Source organism: Actinoallomurus bryophytorum, from assembly GCF_006716425.1.
Taxonomy (GTDB): Bacteria; Actinomycetota; Actinomycetes; order Streptosporangiales; family Streptosporangiaceae; genus Actinoallomurus; species Actinoallomurus bryophytorum.
Map to the genome: position 1 here is coordinate 4432865 of NZ_VFOZ01000001.1, position 18368 is coordinate 4451232.

General features: G+C 70.5%; 16 protein-coding genes. 11 read left to right on the top strand and 5 right to left on the bottom strand.

Going from position 1 to position 18368, the window contains the following annotated elements:
• The first annotated feature begins 17 nt into the window (after window positions 1-17).
• The 3 genes from lysA to FB559_RS20940 all read left to right on the top strand — a co-directional run bounded on the left by lysA (window position 18) and on the right by FB559_RS20940 (window position 3976).
• The gene (gene lysA, locus FB559_RS20930; protein WP_141957202.1) at window positions 18-1397 is read left to right on the top strand and encodes a diaminopimelate decarboxylase; all 1380 of its coding nucleotides are present in this window, start codon (window positions 18-20) and stop codon (window positions 1395-1397) included.
• Window positions 1394-2701 (top strand): homoserine dehydrogenase, encoded by a 1308-nt coding sequence (locus tag FB559_RS20935; protein ID WP_141957203.1) that lies wholly within the window; start codon window positions 1394-1396, stop codon window positions 2699-2701. Before lysA ends, FB559_RS20935 begins: the two co-directional genes overlap by 4 nt.
• Before the next feature lie 63 nt (window positions 2702-2764).
• Complete coding sequence (locus FB559_RS20940) at window positions 2765-3976, top strand: hypothetical protein (protein WP_141957204.1); 1212 nt, start codon at window positions 2765-2767, stop codon at window positions 3974-3976.
• Here the strand turns inward: FB559_RS20940 and FB559_RS20945 are convergent.
• The 3 genes from FB559_RS20945 to FB559_RS20955 are packed head-to-tail and all read right to left on the bottom strand — an operon-like array spanning window position 3909 to window position 5703.
• Window positions 3909-4421: a hypothetical protein gene (locus FB559_RS20945; RefSeq protein WP_141957205.1), complete on the bottom strand. Its 513-nt coding sequence runs from the start codon at window positions 4419-4421 to the stop codon at window positions 3909-3911. The two genes, FB559_RS20940 and FB559_RS20945, sit on opposite strands and share 68 nt — an antisense overlap.
• Window positions 4418-5056: a hypothetical protein gene (locus FB559_RS20950; RefSeq protein WP_141957206.1), complete on the bottom strand. Its 639-nt coding sequence runs from the start codon at window positions 5054-5056 to the stop codon at window positions 4418-4420. Before FB559_RS20950 ends, FB559_RS20945 begins: the two co-directional genes overlap by 4 nt.
• Entirely contained in the window at window positions 5053-5703 is a 651-nt protein-coding gene (locus FB559_RS20955; protein WP_141957207.1) for a hypothetical protein, read from the bottom strand. The genes FB559_RS20950 and FB559_RS20955 overlap by 4 nt, the downstream gene beginning before the upstream one ends.
• 148 nt (window positions 5704-5851) lie before the next feature.
• Between FB559_RS20955 and thrC the strand changes: the two genes are divergently transcribed.
• From thrC to FB559_RS20980, 5 genes are all read left to right on the top strand, one after another.
• Window positions 5852-6892 carry a threonine synthase gene (gene thrC / locus FB559_RS20960; RefSeq protein ID WP_141957208.1) on the top strand — a complete coding sequence of 347 codons (1041 nt, stop codon included), beginning with the start codon at window positions 5852-5854 and terminating at the stop codon, window positions 6890-6892.
• Complete coding sequence (gene thrB / locus FB559_RS20965) at window positions 6889-7788, top strand: homoserine kinase (protein ID WP_141957209.1); 900 nt, start codon at window positions 6889-6891, stop codon at window positions 7786-7788. The genes thrC and thrB overlap by 4 nt, the downstream gene beginning before the upstream one ends.
• 363 nt (window positions 7789-8151) lie before the next feature.
• Window positions 8152-10182 (top strand): transcription termination factor Rho, encoded by a 2031-nt coding sequence (gene rho / locus FB559_RS20970; protein WP_141957210.1) that lies wholly within the window; start codon window positions 8152-8154, stop codon window positions 10180-10182.
• Window positions 10183-10420: 238 nt separating this feature from the next.
• Window positions 10421-11722 (top strand): sensor histidine kinase, encoded by a 1302-nt coding sequence (locus FB559_RS20975; RefSeq protein ID WP_246121837.1) that lies wholly within the window; start codon window positions 10421-10423, stop codon window positions 11720-11722.
• A 95-nt stretch (window positions 11723-11817) separates the two neighbouring features.
• Window positions 11818-12465: a response regulator transcription factor gene (locus FB559_RS20980; protein ID WP_141957211.1), complete on the top strand. Its 648-nt coding sequence runs from the start codon at window positions 11818-11820 to the stop codon at window positions 12463-12465.
• Between the two features lies 1 nt (window position 12466).
• On the opposite strand, the gene FB559_RS20985 is transcribed toward FB559_RS20980, so the two are convergent.
• Window positions 12467-13114 (bottom strand): LuxR C-terminal-related transcriptional regulator, encoded by a 648-nt coding sequence (locus tag FB559_RS20985; protein WP_141957212.1) that lies wholly within the window; start codon window positions 13112-13114, stop codon window positions 12467-12469.
• 16 nt (window positions 13115-13130) lie between these two features.
• A complete protein-coding gene (locus FB559_RS20990; RefSeq protein ID WP_141957213.1) occupies window positions 13131-14399 on the bottom strand; it encodes a sensor histidine kinase in 1269 nt (422 codons plus the stop codon).
• Window positions 14400-14607: 208 nt separating this feature from the next.
• Between FB559_RS20990 and FB559_RS20995 the strand changes: the two genes are divergently transcribed.
• From FB559_RS20995 to prfA, 3 genes are all read left to right on the top strand, one after another.
• The gene (locus tag FB559_RS20995) at window positions 14608-16818 is read left to right on the top strand and encodes an MMPL family transporter (RefSeq protein ID WP_141957214.1); all 2211 of its coding nucleotides are present in this window, start codon (window positions 14608-14610) and stop codon (window positions 16816-16818) included.
• Window positions 16819-16979: 161 nt separating this feature from the next.
• On the top strand, window positions 16980-17222 hold the full coding sequence (gene rpmE / locus FB559_RS21000) for a 50S ribosomal protein L31 (RefSeq protein WP_141957215.1): 243 nt from the start codon (window positions 16980-16982) through the stop codon (window positions 17220-17222).
• An 80-nt stretch (window positions 17223-17302) separates the two neighbouring features.
• Window positions 17303-18358 (top strand): peptide chain release factor 1, encoded by a 1056-nt coding sequence (gene prfA, locus FB559_RS21005; protein WP_141957216.1) that lies wholly within the window; start codon window positions 17303-17305, stop codon window positions 18356-18358.
• The last annotated feature ends 10 nt before the right edge of the window (window positions 18359-18368 follow it).

Below are 18368 nucleotides of genomic sequence, written 5' to 3' on the forward strand. Positions count from 1 at the left end.
CCCGCAATGGAGAGAGCATGAGCCGAGTTCACCCGGCCGGGCAACGGCACGCCGACGTGCTGCCGGAGGACCACCCGCTGCCGCCGGCGAACGACCTCAACCTGCTGGCGGCCGATGTCTGGCCGCGCAGCGCCCGCCGCGACGACGGTGCCCTGACGATCGGCGGTGTTGACGTACGCGACCTCGCGGGGGAGTACGGCACGCCGCTCTACGTCTACGACGAGGACGACTTCCGGTCCCGCTGCCGCGACTTCAAGACCGCCTTCTCCGACGGCGACGTCTACTACGCGGGCAAGGCGTTCCTGTGCACCGAGGTCGCCCGGTGGGTGGCCGAGGAGGGCCTGGGCCTGGATGTCTGCAGCGGCGGCGAGCTCGCCGTGGCACTGCACGCCGGCTTTCCGGCCGACCGGATCACCTTCCACGGCAACAACAAGTCGGTCGGCGAGCTGACCCGCGCCCTCGACGTCGGCGTCGGGCACATCGTGCTCGACTCCTTCGAGGAGATCGCGCGGCTCGGCTACCTCGCCAAGGAGAAGAACGCCCGGCCCAAGGTGATGATCCGTGTCACCACCGGCGTCGAGGCGCACACGCACGAGTTCATCGCCACCGCGCACGACGACCAGAAGTTCGGGTTCGCCCGCGAGACGGCGCTGGAGGCCGCACGGCGCGTCCTCGCCCTCGACGAGCTGGAGCTCGCCGGCCTGCACTCCCACATCGGCTCGCAGATCTTCGACACCGACGGCTTCGAACTGGCCGCCCGCCGTGTCGTCGACCTCCTGGTGGCCATCCACGACGAACACGGCGTCGAGCTGCCCACGCTCGACCTCGGTGGCGGCTACGGCATCGCCTACCTCGACGGCGAGGACCCCCTCGACCCCAAGCACATCGCCGACAACCTGAGCGGCATCATCACCCGCGCCTGCCGGGCACGAGATCTCGCGGTGCCGCGGCTGACGGTGGAGCCCGGCCGCACCATCGCGGGGCCGGGCGGGATCACGGTCTACGAGGTCGGCACGGTCAAGCCGCTCGACGGCCTCCGCACGTACGTCTCCGTCGACGGCGGCATGAGCGACAACATCCGGACCGCGCTGTACGGCGCGGAGTACACGAGCGTGCTCGCCTCACGCCGTTCGGAGGCCGCGCCGATGCTCAGCCGGCTCGTCGGCAAGCACTGCGAGAGCGGCGACATGGTCGTACGCGACCTGTGGCTGCCCGAGGACCTCGCGCCCGGTGACCTCGTCGCGGTGGCGGCCACCGGCGCGTACTGCCGCTCGCTCGCCAACAACTACAACCACCTGCTCAAGCCGGCGGCCGTGGCGGTACGCGGCGGGCGTTCCCGTCTGATCCTCCGCAGGGAGACGGAGGACGACCTGTTGCGCCTGGAGGTGTCGCCATGACCCGGCCGGCGCTGAAGGTCGCGCTGCTCGGCTGCGGTGTCGTCGGCACCGAGGTCGTACGCCTCCTGCGAAGCCAGGCCGACGATCTCGCCGCGCGCGTCGGTGTTCCGCTCGAGCTCGCCGGCATCGCCGTGCGCCGGCTCGACAAGCGGCGCGAGGGCGTTCCGCCCGAGCTGCTCACGACGGACGCCGTGGGCCTGGTGACCCGCGACGACGTGGACATCGTGGTGGAGGTCATCGGCGGTCTCGAACCCGCGCGCGGCCTGCTGCTCGCCGCGATGAAGTCCGGAAAGTCCGTCGTCACGGCCAACAAGGCGCTGCTGGCCGAGGACGGCGCGACGTTGTTCGGCGCGGCGAGGGAGTACGGCGCCGACATCTACTACGAGGCGTCCGTCGCGGGCGCCATCCCGCTGCTGCGCCCGCTGCGGGAGTCGCTGGTCGGCGACCACGTCCAGCGGGTCATGGGCATCGTCAACGGCACGACCAACTACATCCTCGACCAGATGGACTCCTCCGGCGCCGGCTTCGCCGAGGCCCTGGGCGAGGCCCAGGCCCTGGGCTACGCCGAGGCGGACCCGACGGCCGACGTCGAGGGTTTCGACGCGGCGGCCAAGGCGGCCATCCTCGCCCAGCTCGCGTTCCACACGCGGGTCACCGCCGCCGGGGTGCACCGCGAGGGGATCGCGGACGTGACCTCGGCCGACATCGCCAGCGCCAAGGCCATGGGCTGTGTGGTGAAGCTCCTGGCGATCTGTGAGCGGGTGCCGTCGCAGGAGCACCGGGCGGGCCGCGGCGTCTCGGTACGCGTCCACCCGGTGATGATTCCGCGCTCGCACCCGCTCGCGAGCGTCCGCGAGGCGTACAACGCCGTGTTCGTGGAGGCCGAGTCGGCGGGGTCGCTGATGTTCTACGGCGCGGGCGCCGGCGGAGCCCCGACCGCGAGCGCGGTGCTCGGCGACATCGTCGCGGTGGCACGCAACCGCGTGAGCGGCACGCGCGGGCCGGCCGAGTCGACCTATGCCGACCTGCCCGTACTCCCGATGGCCGAGACGATCACGCGCTACCACGTGGCGCTCGACGTGGCCGACCGCTCCGGCGTGCTCGCACGGGTCGCCGACGCGTTCGCCGAGAACGACGTGTCGATCCAGGCCGTACGCCAGGAGGGCCACGGCCGGGAGGCACAGCTGGTCATCGTCACTCACCGGGCCCCGGACGGCGCGCTGTCGGCCACCATCGAGGGCCTGCACGACCTGGAGATCGTCCGCGAGGTCGCCAGCGTCATGCGCGTCGAGGGCGACGAGTAGCCGGCACAGGGGGCTCGCCGAACCCCGGTGCGCGCAGGGGCTCTCGCACTACCATTCCCGGCGATGGCTGACAACGCGCCCACCGCGCCGCGGACCGGATCGCTCCTCGTGGCGATGCTGCCGGTCTCGGCGCTGCGGCTCGCCGCGCGGTTCTTCGTCCCGCTGGCCCTCTGGTACTCCGCCGGAGCGGTGGTGCGCTATCTGCTGATCCAGCGGATCTCCCGGCTCGGCCACGGCGGCCACCCCGGCATCCGTGCCGTGGTCGCGCTGCTCCCGCTCAGCGTCACCGTCCTGGCCTCGCTGGTCGTCACGATCGGGATGATGTTCACGCTGGGGCGCGGACTGTCGGTGATCAAGGATCCGGCCGAGGCGTACGTCGCGGCGATCGGCCGCACGCTGTTCCCCTTCGTCCTGGTCTATCTCGGCTGGAACCTCTACACCGATGATCTGCGCGAGGTGCTGCGGGCCGATGCCCAGCGGCTCGCCGACGCGGGTGACGGCATGAACGCCGGCAACATCCTCGATCTGCCGATCGCCATGGCACTCGTGGTCGCCGTCGTGGCATGGGTGCTGCGGGCGCTGTGCGAACGCCGGCACGAGACCAGGCCCGGCCGCGTACTCGAGCTCCTCATCGCCTTCCTCGAGGTCAACTTCACGCTGTACGCGCTGTACTCGATCGTCGCGCTCATCAGGATCGGTCAGCACTGGATCGCCGACCGCGTGTTCTGGCAGGCGATCACCGGCGCGCTGCACCTGCCGGGTCCGGGGCCGGTCGAGGACGCCCTCATCCTCCCGCTGGTGTGGCTGGCCATCGCCGCCATCGTCTACGGCCTGGAGATGCACGACCGCGCGGCGATCGAGGGCACGCCGCTGCAGGGGCTGCCCGACCGACTCGCCGGGCGCCCGCGCCGGCTGGCCGAGCTGACCAGCCGCGGTATGCGGGAAAAGTACGTGCCGGTCGTGCACGCGGTACGGCTGGTGTTCCGCGCGGGAGCGCCGGCGTTCGCGTGGTTCTGCCTCTGTTACGTGGCGATCGGCGCGCTGATGGACCGGGCCCAGCGCGGTGTCGTCATGCTCATCGGCACCGACCACACCGTGCGGTTCTGGAACCTCGCCCTGACGCCGATCGAGTTCGGCCACCGCCTGCTGGCCGAGATCCTGCGCCTGGCCCTGCTGGCCGCGATGTTCGAACTCGTGGTGCGCCGTGTCAGCGGCGGAAGACCAGCTGCGGACCGCCCAGAGCCGGTGACAGGTCCTGGTGCTGGTGGCGCATGACCAGCTCGAACGTGTCGGCCGCCCAGCTCGGCACGAGCCCCATCACCTGCGCGGGGTCCCTGCTGCCCGGGTAGATCGTGGTGTGCCAGGGGAAGGCGCTCCAGCTGTGCCCGGCGCGGTCGTGCAGCGAGTAGTCGATCTGGAAGTCACGGGGGCTCTTGGTGAGCGGCTCGGCCCGCAGCGTGGCGAGCACGAGCGTCTCGCCGGGCCGTGCCGGTGAGCCGATGCCCTCCGCCGGCAGGTCGCCGGGTCTCAGCACGGCACGGCCGTAGCCGACGAGCGTCCAGCGGATCTGCTGGAAGACGGCGGGCCGCCCGAACGCCACCGTACGGGTGTGGCCGCCGGGCACGTCCTGGCGGTAGTACTTCCACTGCGGGCGGAACGGCAGGTAGATCGCGGTGCCCGCCAGCACCAGCAGCGCCAGGATCCGCAGGAGGCGTTTCACGACGGCCCCGGCAGGCCGTAGCCCTGGGCCGCCGTGTGGTCCAGGCGTACGGCGTCCGCCGCCGAGATGCCGAGGTCGACGTGGGCCTCGTCGCTGAACCGGACCGGGTCGTTGCGGTAGAACCCGAACTCCGCGTCCTCGGTGTCACGGTCGGAGACGTAGAGGCGCGCGCCCGCCAGCGCCCGTGCCGGCACGTCGAACAGGTAGACGCCTCGCCGTGGCATTCCGGGCTGGAAGCGCAGGTAGCTCAGGGGCGTGACCAGGGGCTGGGACAGGATGCCGCCGCCGAGCTTGTCGGTCGGGTAGTAGTCGCCGTACGCGGTGTGCAACGTGGCCGACGCGACGTACACCGGCGAGCGCCGCGCCGCCACGGTGGCGATGACGACGGCGAAGACGCCGCCCGCCGGGATGATCTGTGGCTTGGCGCCGTAGGGCCCCTCCGGCACCCGGATCGAGCGCGCGGTCTGGACCTGCTCGACCCGGATCGTGAAGCGCGGCTCGGTGAGCGTACGGCCGATGCGCCCGTTCTCGACGAACGGGCCGTACGCGCGCTCGTAGCTCCAATGGGCACCCTGCAGGGCCACCGCCGCGCAGGCCAGCGCCACCGCGACGACGATCGATGCCAGTCGCCTCATCGCTTCACCGGCAGGGTCACGTTGGCGGCGAGTACCGGGATGATCTCCGTGACACGGCCCGACTTGTGGGTCAGCGGGTTGGTCTCGACCTTCTTCTCAAAGCGCCGGGCCTGCCATTCCCAGTAGCCGCGCGGGTCGAGGATCCCCGCCTCGGCGTGCTCGTAGCTCGCCAGCGCCACGGTGACCTGGTCCGGCACGACGGTCCGCGGGGTGAGCTCGTACTGCACCGCGACGTAAGTGGGCAGCTGGGGCTGGAGTGAACGGAAAAGGGTGTTCCCGGCGATGGCCTGGGCGTCGACGAGTTTCGGGAGCGGGCCGTTCCGGGAGTTCCAGTGGAGGAACATGCCGTGGGAGAACACTCCGTGGTCGCTGTCGGCGCCGCTCGTGCCGAGGGTCTCGCGGGTCGGGTTCGTCACCCAGGCGTTGATCACCAACAGCCGGCGCTCGGCGGTGAACTTCGTCTTCTTGACGACGGCGACGTGCGCTCCGACGAGCCGGGTGCGGAACAGGTGCTGGTCGACCTCCCGGCCGGGCGGCACGGACCGCGGGGTGTCGGCGGCGCGCAGGCCGCCGGACAGCCAGAGAACGCCCACACCGACGAGGACGGTCAGTGTGGCGGAGGCGGCGACACGTGCTCGGGGGCGCACGAGGCACAATGATAGGTGGGTCCCCCCGGCCGACATGGGCGAATACGGACCGGCCACTTCCGGCGCGTCCAACATGTGAAACGACGTGAGACGCGAGCGCCACGGCCCGTAGACTCGGCCCACGATCATCGCAGGTCAGGAGGAGCACGTGACCAAGGCATGGCGGGGGGTCATCGAGGAATACCGTGACCGGCTTCCGGTCACGGCCGACACGCCGGTCATCACCCTGCTCGAGGGCGGCACACCACTGCTCCCGGCTCCACGGCTCTCCCAGCTCACGGGCTGCGACGTCCACCTCAAGGTCGAGGGCTCCAACCCGACCGGTTCGTTCAAGGACCGCGGCATGACGCTCGCGATCAGCCGGGCCGCCGAAGAAGGCGCCAAGGCGGTCATCTGCGCCTCCACCGGCAACACCGCCGCAGCGGCCGCCGCCTACGCCGTACGCGCCGGCATGGTCTGCGCGGTTCTCGTGCCCCAGGGCAAGATCGCGATGGGCAAGCTGGCGCAGGCACTCGTGCACGGCGCCCGGCTCCTGCAGGTCGACGGCAACTTCGACGACTGCCTCGAGCTCGCGCGCAAGCTCTCCGCCGACTACCCGGTCGCCCTGGTCAACTCGGTGAACCGCTACCGGCTGGAGGGGCAGAAGACCGCCGCGTTCGAGATCGTCGACACGTTCGGCGCCGCACCGGACGTCCACTGCCTGCCCGTCGGCAACGCCGGCAACATCTCCGCCTACTGGATGGGTTACCAGGAATACGACACGCGCCCGCGCATGCTCGGCTTCCAGGCCGCCGGCGCCGCGCCGATCGTCCGTGGCGAGCCGGTCCTCGCACCGCAGACCATCGCCACCGCGATCCGCATCGGGTACCCCGCCTCCTGGGATCTCGCGATCCGTGCGCGCGACGAGTCCGGCGGCGCGATCGAGGCCGTCACCGACCGGCAGATCCTCGCCGCCTACCGTCTCCTGGCCCGTGAGGAGGGCGTCTTCGTCGAGCCCGCGTCGGCGGCGAGCGTCGCCGGCCTGCTGCAGGCCCGCGACGAGGACCTCGTACGGCCGGGGGAGCGCGTCGTCTGCACCGTGACCGGACACGGCCTGAAGGACCCCGACTGGGCGATCTCCGGCGCGCCCGCGCCGCTGACGGTGCCGGTGGACGCCCACGCGGCGGCGTCGGCCCTGGAGCTCACTTGACCCGAGCGGTACGCGTACGCGTCCCCGCCACCAGCGCCAACCTCGGACCCGGCTTCGACGCGCTCGGCCTGGCCCTGGGCCTGTACGACGACGTCGAGATCGAGATGGCCGGTTCCGGCCTGTCGATCGAGGTCAGCGGGGAGGGCGAGGACACGGCGGGCCGCGGCGAGGGGCACCTGGTCGCGCAGACGTTCCGTGCGGCGTACGCGGGCATCGGCGGCGCCGCGGAGGGCCTACGGATCCGCTGCGTCAACCGCATCCCGCACGCTCGCGGGCTCGGATCCTCCTCGGCGGCGACGATCGCCGGCATCCTGGCCGCGCGTGCCCTGCACCCCGATGGCGCGGAGTTCACCGACGAGGACGTCCTGGCACTGGCCACCCGTATCGAGGGGCATCCCGACAACGTCGCGCCCTGTCTCGCCGGCGGCCTCACGATCGCCTGGCAGACCTCCGGCGGGCCACGCCTGACCAGACTCGGCGTCTCCCCGCGCGTACGGCCGGTGGCGCTCGTACCGGACTCGCACCTGTCCACCGTGCGCGCCCGCGGGCTGCTGCCGGAGATGGTGCCCCACGCCGACGCCGCCGCGAACTCCGGACGCGCCGCGCTGCTCATCGCGGCGCTGACCGCGTCTCCCGAACTCCTCCTCGACGCCACCGAGGACCGGCTGCACCAGTCCTACCGCGCTCCGGCGATGCCCGAGTCGCTGGACCTGGTCGAGCGGCTGCGCGGAAAGGGCGTCGCCGCCGTGGTCTCCGGTGCGGGACCGACGGTTCTCGCACTCGCCTTCCGCGATGGCGAAGTTGATTCAATTGGCGCGGAAGTGGGTAGTTCGTGGCACATACAGCCGCTGGATGTGGCCCCCCATGGCGCATGCGTTCAGCCAATTGATCAGTGACACGCGACATCGACCTCTGGGGAATAGCAGTGTGCCCAGGTGATGTTAGGCTAAGTGCCGCACCAGATGCCCCGCTCGGGGGCGTGGGCTCGTCGGCCACTCCGGCTTATGCCGGCCGCGTGATGCGGATGTGGTTCCCCGGCACCGAAACCGCTCGTCGTTCATTGTTCAGGCAAAGCTTCGGACGTAACGGGATCGGGGATCAGATCCGGCGACCTGCCTCCACCATCTGGCTGTGGGCAGAACTCTTCGCCGATCAACACCAGATCAGCAGAGCTCGACTGATCCGGCGCCCCCGCCGGCTCGCACTACCGGGTTGCCTGGCCGACGGCGGCCACACCCGCTCCCTGGGAAGGACCCTTAGTGAGCGAATCCACCGAACTCCTCACGGACGCAGCTACAACGGCGCCTGACGCCACCCTTGCCGAAGAAGCGGCTCCTGCTGCTCCGCGGCGTCGTCGCACGGGCACCGGCCTGTCGGCGATGGTGCTCCCTGAGCTGAAGGCTCTTGCCTCCAGCCTCGGCATCAGCGGTACGGGCGGCATGCGCAAGAGCCAGCTCATCGCTGCCATCCAGGAGAAGCAGGCGCAGAACGCCGGCGGCGGTGAACAGGCGACATCGTCGCCTAAGACTGACAGTGAGCCCACGACGGCGCCGGTCGCCGCCGACACGGAGAGCGGCGAGTCCCAGCAGCCACGGCGCGAGCGCGCGCCCAGGCGCGACGACGCCGCCCAGCAGGGCCAGCAAGAAGTCCGGAGCGACTCGGCCGAGTCCGAGGGCGGTGCCCGTGAGGGCGGCGCTCGCGAGAACGGCCGCGAAAACGGCCGCGAAAACGGCCGCGAGGGCGGCGGTCGTGACGGCGGGGGCCAGCAGCGTCAGCGCCAGCGCAGCAACCGCAACCGCGACGGCCAGCGCGACGACAACCGTGGCCAGCGCGATGACAACCGCGGGCAGCGCGATGACAACCGCGGGCAGCGCGATGACAACCGTGGCCAGCGTGACGACAACCGCGGGCAGCGCGACGACAACCGCGGACCGCGCGATGACAACCGTGGCCAGCGCGATGACAATCGTGGTGGCGGCCAGGGTCAGCGCGGCGGCCAGGGTCAGCGCCAGAACGACCGGCAGAACGACCGCCAAAACGATGACGACGACGAGAGCGGTGGCCGCGGCCGCAGGCGCGGACGGTTCCGCGAGCGCAACCGTGGCCGTGGAACCGGCCGGGAGCGTTACGGCGAGGCCGACCCGGTGATCGCCGAGGACGACGTCCTGATCCCGGTCTCCGGCATCCTGGACATCCGCGACAACTACGCGTTCGTCCGTACGACGGGCTACCTGCCGGGCCCGCAGGACGTCTACGTCTCGCTGGCCCAGGTCCGCAAGTACGGCCTGCGCAAGGGCGATGTCATCACCGGCGCCGTGCGGCAGCCGCGCGACGGTGAGCGGCGCGAGAAGTTCAACGCGCTCGTCCGCCTCGACACGGTCAACGGCATGGAGCCGGAGCAGGCCAAGGGCCGCGTCGACTTCTCCAAGCTGACCCCGCTCTACCCGCAGGAGCGGCTGCGCCTCGAGCAGGACCCGACGCAGCTCACCACGCGGATCATCGACTTCGTCGCCCCGATCGGCAAGGGCCAGCGCGGCCTGATCGTCTCGCCGCCCAAGGCCGGCAAGACGATGGTGCTGCAGGCGATCGCCAACGCGATCACCAAGAACAACCCCGAGTGCCACCTGATGGTCGTTCTGGTCGACGAACGCCCTGAAGAGGTCACCGACATGCAGCGGACGGTGAAGGGCGAGGTCATCCACTCGACCTTCGACCGCCCGGCGGACGACCACACCATGGTCGCCGAGCTGGCCATCGAGCGTGCCAAGCGGCTCGTCGAGCTGGGCCACGACGTCGTCGTGCTGCTCGACTCGATCACCCGCCTCGGCCGGGCGTACAACCTGGCGGCCCCGGCCAGCGGCCGGATCCTGTCCGGTGGTGTGGACTCCACGGCGCTGTACCCGCCGAAGCGGTTCTTCGGCGCCGCCCGCAACATCGAGAACGGCGGCTCGCTGACGATCCTCGCGACCGCGCTGATCGAGACCGGCTCCCGTATGGACGAGGTCATCTTCGAGGAGTTCAAGGGCACCGGCAACATGGAGCTGCGGCTGCGCCGCGAACTCGCCGACAAGCGCGTGTTCCCGGCCATCGACGTCGACGCCTCCAGCACTCGTAAGGAAGAGATCCTGATGGCTCCGGAGGAGCTGCGGGTCGTCTGGCAGCTGCGACGGGTGCTTCACGCGCTCGATGCCCAGCAGGCCCTGGAGCTCCTCATCGAGAAGATGAAGGAGACCGGGTCCAACGCCGAGTTCCTGCTCCAGGTGCAGAAGACCACGCTGAACAACGACTGACGCGACGCGTGAACGCGTGAAGAGGACGCCCCGGGTCATTCGCCCGGGGCGTCCTCGCGTTCCGGACACCGGGACCCGTGGTCAAGACCCGTGGTCGGGGCCTGTGGTCGGGGCCTGTGGTCGGGGCCCGTGGTGGGGATAGCCCCACCACGACGACGCTGGGACGCTCCATGGTGCGCGGGGCTGCCGTTAGCGAGGCTGTAGCCGTACGGTTGATGGCGGCGCGAAAGGGACAGCGGTGAACAGCACGCTCGAAATGACACCCTCCCAGCGGAGGTTCGGGCCGCTGAGGTTGGCGAGGGAATCGCTGACCTGGCGGTCGGCGGCTTACCTGCTGTTGCACTTTCCTCTGGGACTGGTCTACTTCGTCGGCCTGGTCGTGCTCCTGTCGGTCTCCGCGGGCACGCTGGTCATCTGGGTCGGTGTGCTCGGCTTCGCCCTGGCCATGGTTCTCTGGCGCGCCGCCGCGATCCTCGAACGCCGGCTCGTGAAGGCGGCCTTCGGCGTCGAGATCCCCAGGCCGTACCGCGCGATGCCCGAGGGCGCGAAGCCGGTCAGGAAGCTGAGGACGATGGCCGGCGACCCGGCCACCTGGAAGGACCTGGTCTACCTCTTCCTGGTCTTCCCGCTGGGCATCTTTGAGTTCGTGCTGTCGGTCGGCCTCTGGTCCGCCTCCGCCGGGCTCATCGCGACACCGCTCACGATCAACTGGCAGCAGGCGGGCTTCCTGTACCTCACGATCGGCGGCCGGCAGATCTGGTTCGACAACACGATCGCGACCCTGCCGGCGATCCCACTCGGGATAGCGCTCGCCGGGGCGACCCTGTACGTCGTCCGTGGTGTCGGCTACGCCCACGGCGCGCTCGCCCGCTATCTCCTCGGCCCGAACGAGACCCAGCGACTGCGCGTGCGTACGGCACAGCTCCAGGCGAGCCGGGCACGCGGGGTGGACGCCGCCGAGGCCGAGCGCCGCCGCATCGAGCGTGACCTTCACGACGGCGCCCAGCAGCAGCTGCTCGCGGTGGCGATGGACCTCGGCCGGGCGCGGGCCAAGCTGGAGAGCGACCCCGTGGCCGCGCAGGAGCTGATCCAGCAGGCCCACGCCGGCGCCAAGGACGCCATCGTGGAGCTGCGCAACCTCGCGCGCGGCATCTACCCCGCGATCCTCACCGACCGCGGCCTGGACGCGGCGATCTCCGCGGTGGCCGCGCGCGGCGAGGTGCCGGTCACCGTTGACGTCGACCTGCCCACCCGGCCGCCCGCGGCGGTGGAGAGCATCGCGTACTTCATCGTCTCCGAGGCCCTCACCAACATCAATAAGTACGCCCGCGCCACCCACGCCTCCGTGCGCGTCAGCCGCGACCAGAACTGGATCGTGGTGGAGGTCTCCGACAACGGCGTCGGTGGCGCGAGCGCCTCTCCCGGCGGCGGTCTGGCCGGTCTGGCCGACCGTGCGGCCGGGATCGACGGGATCCTCACCGTCAACAGCCCGCTCGGCGGCCCCACGGTGATCAGGGCGGATCTTCCCTCCGTCTGGTGAGCGAACCGTGACGAAAAGCCCGGCGCACCGCCGGGCTTCTCTCACGAACGGCGGGACGTGTCCGTCTTCCGGCGCATTCCTCTAGGCTGTGGGCCGTGCGGGTCGTGATCGCGGAAGACGCAGTGATGTTGCGGGAAGGCCTGATCCGGCTCCTCGCCGACGAGGGCATCGAGACGGTGGCCACGTCGGACGACGGCCCAGGCCTTGTCGCGAACGTCGAGGAGCACCGTCCTGACCTCGCCATCGTGGACGTACGCATGCCCCCGTCCTTCACCGACGAGGGGCTGCGCGCCGCGCTGGAGGCGCGGCAGCGGGTGCCGGGCACCCCGATCCTCGTCTTCTCCCAGTACGTCGAGGAGCGCTACGCCACCGACCTCATCGGCGGCGGCGCCGACGGCGTCGGCTATCTGCTCAAGGAGCGTGTGGCCGACGTGGCGGAGTTCCTCGGCGCGGTCCGCAGGGTGGCCGAGGGCGGCACGGTGATCGACCCGGAGGTGATCGCCCAGCTCCTGGGCCGCCGGCGCCGTGGCGACCGGCTGGAGGCACTGACCCCCCGCGAACGCGAGGTGCTCGGCCTGATGGCCGAGGGCCTGTCCAACGCGGCGGTGGCCCGCCGGCTCGTCGTCACGGACGGCGCGGTGGAAAAGCACATCTCCAACATCTTCCTCAAACTCGGCCTCCAGCACACGAACAGCACGCACCGCCGCGTCATGGCGGTCCTCGCCTACCTCGGCCAGAGCTGACTCAGGAGCCGTTCAGATAGGCGAGGACGGCGAGAACGCGGCGGTTGTCGTCGTCCGAGGGCGGCAGGTCCAGCTTGAGAAAGATGTTCGACGTGTGCTTGGCGATGGCCCGCTCGGTGACGACGAGGCGCTGCGCGATCGCGACGTTGGAACGCCCCTCCGCCATCAGGCCGAGCACCTCGCGCTCGCGCGGGGTCAGGTCGCCGAGCGGCTCGTCCCGTGACTTGCGGGCCAGCAGCTGGGAGATCACCTGCGGGTCCATCGCCGTGCCGCCCGCGGCCACCCGGCGTACGGCGTCGACGAACTGGTCGGCGTCGAACACCCGGTCCTTGAGCAGGTAGCCCACGCCGCCGCTGCCATCGGCCAGCAGCTCGCGGGCGTACAGCTGCTCGACGTGCTGCGAGAGCACGAGCACCGGCAGCCCCGGCACCTCACGACGGGCGTGCAGGGCCGCCTGGAGGCCCTCGTCGGTGAAGGTCGGCGGCAGGCGTACGTCGACCACGGCCACGTCCGGCTTGACCGTGAGCAGAGCCCTGGTGAGTTCCGGCCCGTTGTCGACCGCGGCCGCGATCTCGAAGTCGTACGCCTCAAGGAGCCGGATGAGGCCGTCTCTCAGCAGGAACAGATCCTCGGCGAGGACGACACGCATCACGGCTCCTGAGTCACTAAGGCTGTGGCGAGGACAGCTCGCATGGCAGCTCCATGGTCACCATCGTCGGACCCCCCACGGGACTGTTGAGGGCGAGGACTCCGTCGAATGTACCGATTCGCCGCTCGATGCCGCTGATTCCCGTGCCATGGGACATGGCGGCGCCGCCCTGCCCGTCATCGGTGATCACGATGCGGAGCATGCCGTTCTCGTGCCGCAGGTCCAGCCAGACACGCCGCGCGCCGGAGTGCTTGGCCGCGTTGGTGAGGATCTCCGAGACCGCGAAGTAGGCGGCCGACTCGACCGGCGCCTCGATGCGGCCGGGGATCTCGGCCGACACCTCGGTCTGGAGCGGGCTGGCCATCGCGAGGGCGCGTACGGCGTCTCCCAGCCCGCGTTCGGCCAGGACCGGAGGGTGGATGCCACGGACCAGGTCGCGCAGCTCGGTGAGGGCCTTGGAGGAGGACTCACGCGCCTCGGACAACAGGACCTTCGCCTTCTTCGGGTCGCGTTCGAGCAGGTGCTCGATGGCGCCGAGGCTCATGCCCATGGCCACGAGCCGGGCCTGCGCTCCGTCGTGCAGGTCGCGCTCGATCCGGCGCAGCTCGGCGGCCTGGGAGTCGAGGGCGTCGGAGCGGGTCTCGGTGAGGCGCGCCACGCGCAGCTCCAGCTCACGCTCGTGCGTCGGAGCGAGCAGGGCGGCGGTCAGCCGTGAGTGCAGGTGCATGGTCTTCGGGGTCAGCCAGAGGCCCAGCCCCGCGTACACGAAACCGACGAGTCCCGCGATCGTCGCGGTCGCCTGGTCGCTGATGGGCACGAAGGTGTACCACTCGTTACCGCCCGAGTGCACGATCGGGCGCCACACGCCGAGTGCGAGGACCCAGCCGTACGGGCCGTAGAAGGGGAGCGAGAAGGCGAAGATCGCCAGGGTGAAGCCGGCCGTCGCGTCACAGATCATCCACAGCAGGTCACGCCAGGTCGCCCGGTCCATCATGACCCAGCGGTACCGCTCCAGCGCCCCGATCAGGCCGCCCTGGAAGTGCGGCTTCGGCCGGTACGGCTCCTTGATCTCCACGCCGAACCACCGGTACGCCAGCCGACGGCGCAGGTTGGCGTGCGAACGGGCGAGACGCGCGACCAGAGGTACGAGGACGACGCCGATGACCACCGGAGTCAGCGAGATCGAGACGACCATCAGGATGAACAACACCAGCGATCCGACCATGGCAAGCAGGGCCAGGCCCAGGCCGCGTACGGCCGCCAGTGCCGTGGTTCGAATGTTCATCATTCCTCCCGATCCCGGTCTTATTTTGCCTTCTCGAGTCTCGCGAGTGGGCCGTCGCCGGTCACTGGGGTCAGCGACCCGGCGATGGTGGTGCCGGCACCACCATCGCCGGGGTTCACATCCACCGTGGAGCGGGGGCTGACCGGCTGGGGTGGGCCGCGGCGGATTTCTAGCGTCTCGGGCAACCCCAAAGAGTCGGGAGACCCTCATGAGACGCCACATCGGCAGGCACACGCCACACTCTTCCTTCGCCGCGAGGATCGGCGGCTGGAGCGTGCGGCACCGGAAGACCGCGATCATCGGCTGGCTGCTGTTCGTGATCGCCGCCAGCATGATCGGCGCGATGGCCGGTCAGGTCACGATGAAACCAGAGCAGAACGGCGCCGGCGACTCCCTCCGCGCCGAGAAGATCCTCGCCGACGCGGGGATCCAGCACCCGGCCGGCGAGATGGTGATCGTGCACAGCCGTACGCCGGACGGCTGGCGCGACGCGGCGGGGGCCGTCGCGGCGGCCGTACGCGCGACCGGCCGTGTCGACCACCTCCAGCCCGCCCTGGCCGCCAAGGACGGACGGGACGGACTGGTCCGCTTCCAGATGACGGGTGACCCTGCGACCGCGCCGGACCGGGTACAGCCCGTCCTCGACGCCGTCGACCGGGTCAAGGCCGACCATCCGGAGGTCACGATCGGCCAGTTCGGCGACGCGAGCTCGGGCAAATGGCTGAACGACATCCTGAGCAAGGACTTCGCCCAGGCCGAGTGGACCGCGGTGCCGCTCGCGCTCGGCATCCTGCTGATCGCGTTCGGGGCGCTGCTGGCGGCCGTGCTGCCGGTCGGCCTCGCGCTGACCGCCTTCGTCGCGGCGAACGGGCTGCTCGCCGTGGCCAGCCACAGCCTGCACGTCTTCGACACGACGAGCTCGGTGATGCTGCTCATGGGCCTGGCGGTCGGCGTGGACTACTGCCTGTTCTACATCCGCCGCGAGCGCGACGAGCGGGCCGCGGGCCATGACAAGGAGACCGCGCTGCGCATCGCCGCCGCGACCTCCGGCCGGTCCGTGCTGGTCTCCGGGCTCACGGTCATGCTCGCCATGGCGGGCATGTTCCTGTCCGGCCTGCTGCTGTTCAAGGGCTTCGCGCTGGCCACCATGCTGGTCGTGCCGATCGCGATGCTCGGCTCGGTGACCGTCCTGCCGGCGCTGCTGTCCCTGATCGGGGACAAGGTGGAGTTCGGCCGCGTCCCGTTCCTGGGCCGCCGCCGGGGCCGTCGCACCGAGAGCGGCCGCCTTTCGGCCGCCATCCTCCGCCCGGTGCTGGCCCGTCCCGGGATCTTCGCGGTGCTGGCCGCCGGGGTGCTGGTCGTGCTGGCCGCGCCGGCGGTGGGCATGCACACCGAGAGCCTCGGCCTCGACCAGCAGATGTCCAAGGACACCCCGATGGTCGACGCGTACCAGCGGATCACCCGCGCGTTCCCGGGCGGGCCGGCGCCCGCGCAGGTGGTCGTCAAGGCCACCGACATCCGGTCGCCGCAGGTCACCCAGGCCATCGCCGGCCTGAAGAGCGAGGCCGGCCGCAGCCGGGAGTTCGGCGCCCCGGTCACCGTGACCGTGCACGCGGAGCAGAACATCGCCCAGATCGACGTGCCGCTCGCCGGCGACGGCACGGACGCGGTCTCCGAGCACGCCCTCGCGACGCTGCGGGACCGGCTGGTGCCGGCGACCGTCGGCGGCGTGGCGACGGCGTACGTCACCGGTCAGCTCGCCGGGTCGCTCGACTTCACCGCTCAGCTGCGCCACGACATCGTGCCGGTGTTCGCCTTCGTGATGATCGTGACGTTCCTGCTGATGCTGGTCTCGTTCCGGTCCGTGGCCATCGCGGTGACCGCGATCCTGCTCAACCTGCTGTCGGTGGCGGCGGCGTACGGCGTCATGGTCGCGGTCTTCCAGCACGGCTGGGGCGCGGGCCTGGTCGGCGCCGAGCCGGTCGGCGCGATCGAGTCCTGGATGCCGCTGTTCGTCTTCGTGGTGCTGTTCGGGCTGTCGATGGACTACCACGTGTTCGTCGTGTCCCGGATCCGCGAGGCCCGCGACCGCGGCCTGCGTACCCGCGACGCCGTGTCGCACGGGGTCCGCTCCAGCGCCGGAGTCGTCACCAGCGCGGCCGTGATCATGGTCGCCATCTTCGCGGTGTTCGGGACGCTGTCGATGCAGGACATGAAGCAGATGGGAGTGGGGCTGGCGGTGGCCGTGCTGCTGGACGCGACCGTCGTACGCGCGGTGCTGTTGCCGTCGGCGATGGCCCTGCTCGGCGAGGCCAACTGGTACCTGCCCCGCTGGCTCGGCTGGCTGCCGAAGGTCTCCCACGGCGAGGAGGAGGTCCCTCCGAGCCCTCTGGAACACCCGGTCACGGTCGGGCGTTGACCGCAACCCGCACGGGAGCCTACGGGCCCCGTACGGGCCGGGGAATGCGCGGTGGCCTCGGCATGTTGTGCAATCTGGCACACTGGTACGCGCTGCGGTACCGGTTCACATCCCCGGATCCCCGGAGATGACCCGGCGACCGCCTGAAGCGAGGAGAAGTAGTGAAGCCTGAAATCCACCCGGACTACGTCGTCACCACTGTGACGTGTACCTGCGGAAACACCTTCGAGACCCGCAGCACCGCACAGAATGGCTCCATTCACGCCGACGTGTGCTCCAACTGCCACCCGTTCTACACGGGCAAGCAGAAGATCCTCGACACCGGTGGCCGTGTGGCCCGGTTCGAGCGGCGCTTCGGCAAGAAGGCCACGGGCGACAAGAAGGCCACGGGCGACGAGAAGTAACCATTGCGTGTTACGCCGGCCGGAGAGGCGATCTCCGGTCGGCGTCGGCCTGCCTGCCCAGTGCCAACCCAGGACCTGACGTGAACCTCGACGATCTGACCAGCGAATTCGCCGACATCGAAAAGCGGCTCGCCGACCCGGCGGTACACACCGACCAGGCCGAGGCGCGGCGTCTCGGCAAGCGCTACGCCGAGCTCCGCCCGATCGTCGAGGTCGGGCGCGAGCTGCGCGCCGCCCGCGACGACGCCGCTGCCGCACGTGAGCTGGCGGCCGAGGATCCGGCGTTCGGCGACGAGGCCGCCGACCTGGACAAGCGCATCGGAGAGCTCGAGGAGACGCTGCGGCGGCTGCTCGTGCCGCGCGATCCGAGCGACGGCAAGGACGTCATTCTCGAGGTCAAGGCCGGCGAGGGCGGTGAGGAGTCGGCGCTGTTCGCCGGCGACCTGCTGCGGATGTACCTCCGCTACGCCGAGCGCGCCGGCTGGAAGACCGAGGTCATCGACGCCCAGCACTCCGACCTCGGTGGCTACAAAGACGTCACCGTCGCGGTGAAATCACGCCCATCCGCCGAGGGTGTGTGGGCGCGACTGAAGTATGAAGGCGGTGTGCACCGCGTCCAGCGGGTCCCCGCGACCGAGTCCCAGGGCCGTATCCACACCAGTGCGGCGGGCGTGTTCGTCGTGCCCGAGGCCGAGGACGTCGAGGTCCAGATCGACCAGAACGACCTGCGCGTCGACGTGTTCCGCTCCAGCGGGCCGGGCGGCCAGAGCGTCAACACCACCGACTCGGCGGTCCGGATCACGCACCTGCCCACCAACATCGTCGTCTCCTGCCAGAACGAGAAGAGCCAGCTCCAGAACAAGGAGCAGGCCATGCGCATCCTGCGGGCCCGGCTGCTGGCCGCCGCGCGGGAGCAGGCCGACGCCGCGGCGGCGGCCGAACGCAAGAACCAGGTGCGCACGGTGGACCGCTCCGAGCGGGTCCGCACCTACAACTATCCGGAGAATCGCATCTCCGACCACCGCGTGGGCTACAAGGCCTACAACCTCGACCAGGTGCTCGACGGTGATCTGGACAACGTCATCCAGGCGCTCGTCGACGCCGACATGGAGCACAAGCTCGCACAAGCAACCTGACCAGTGACAT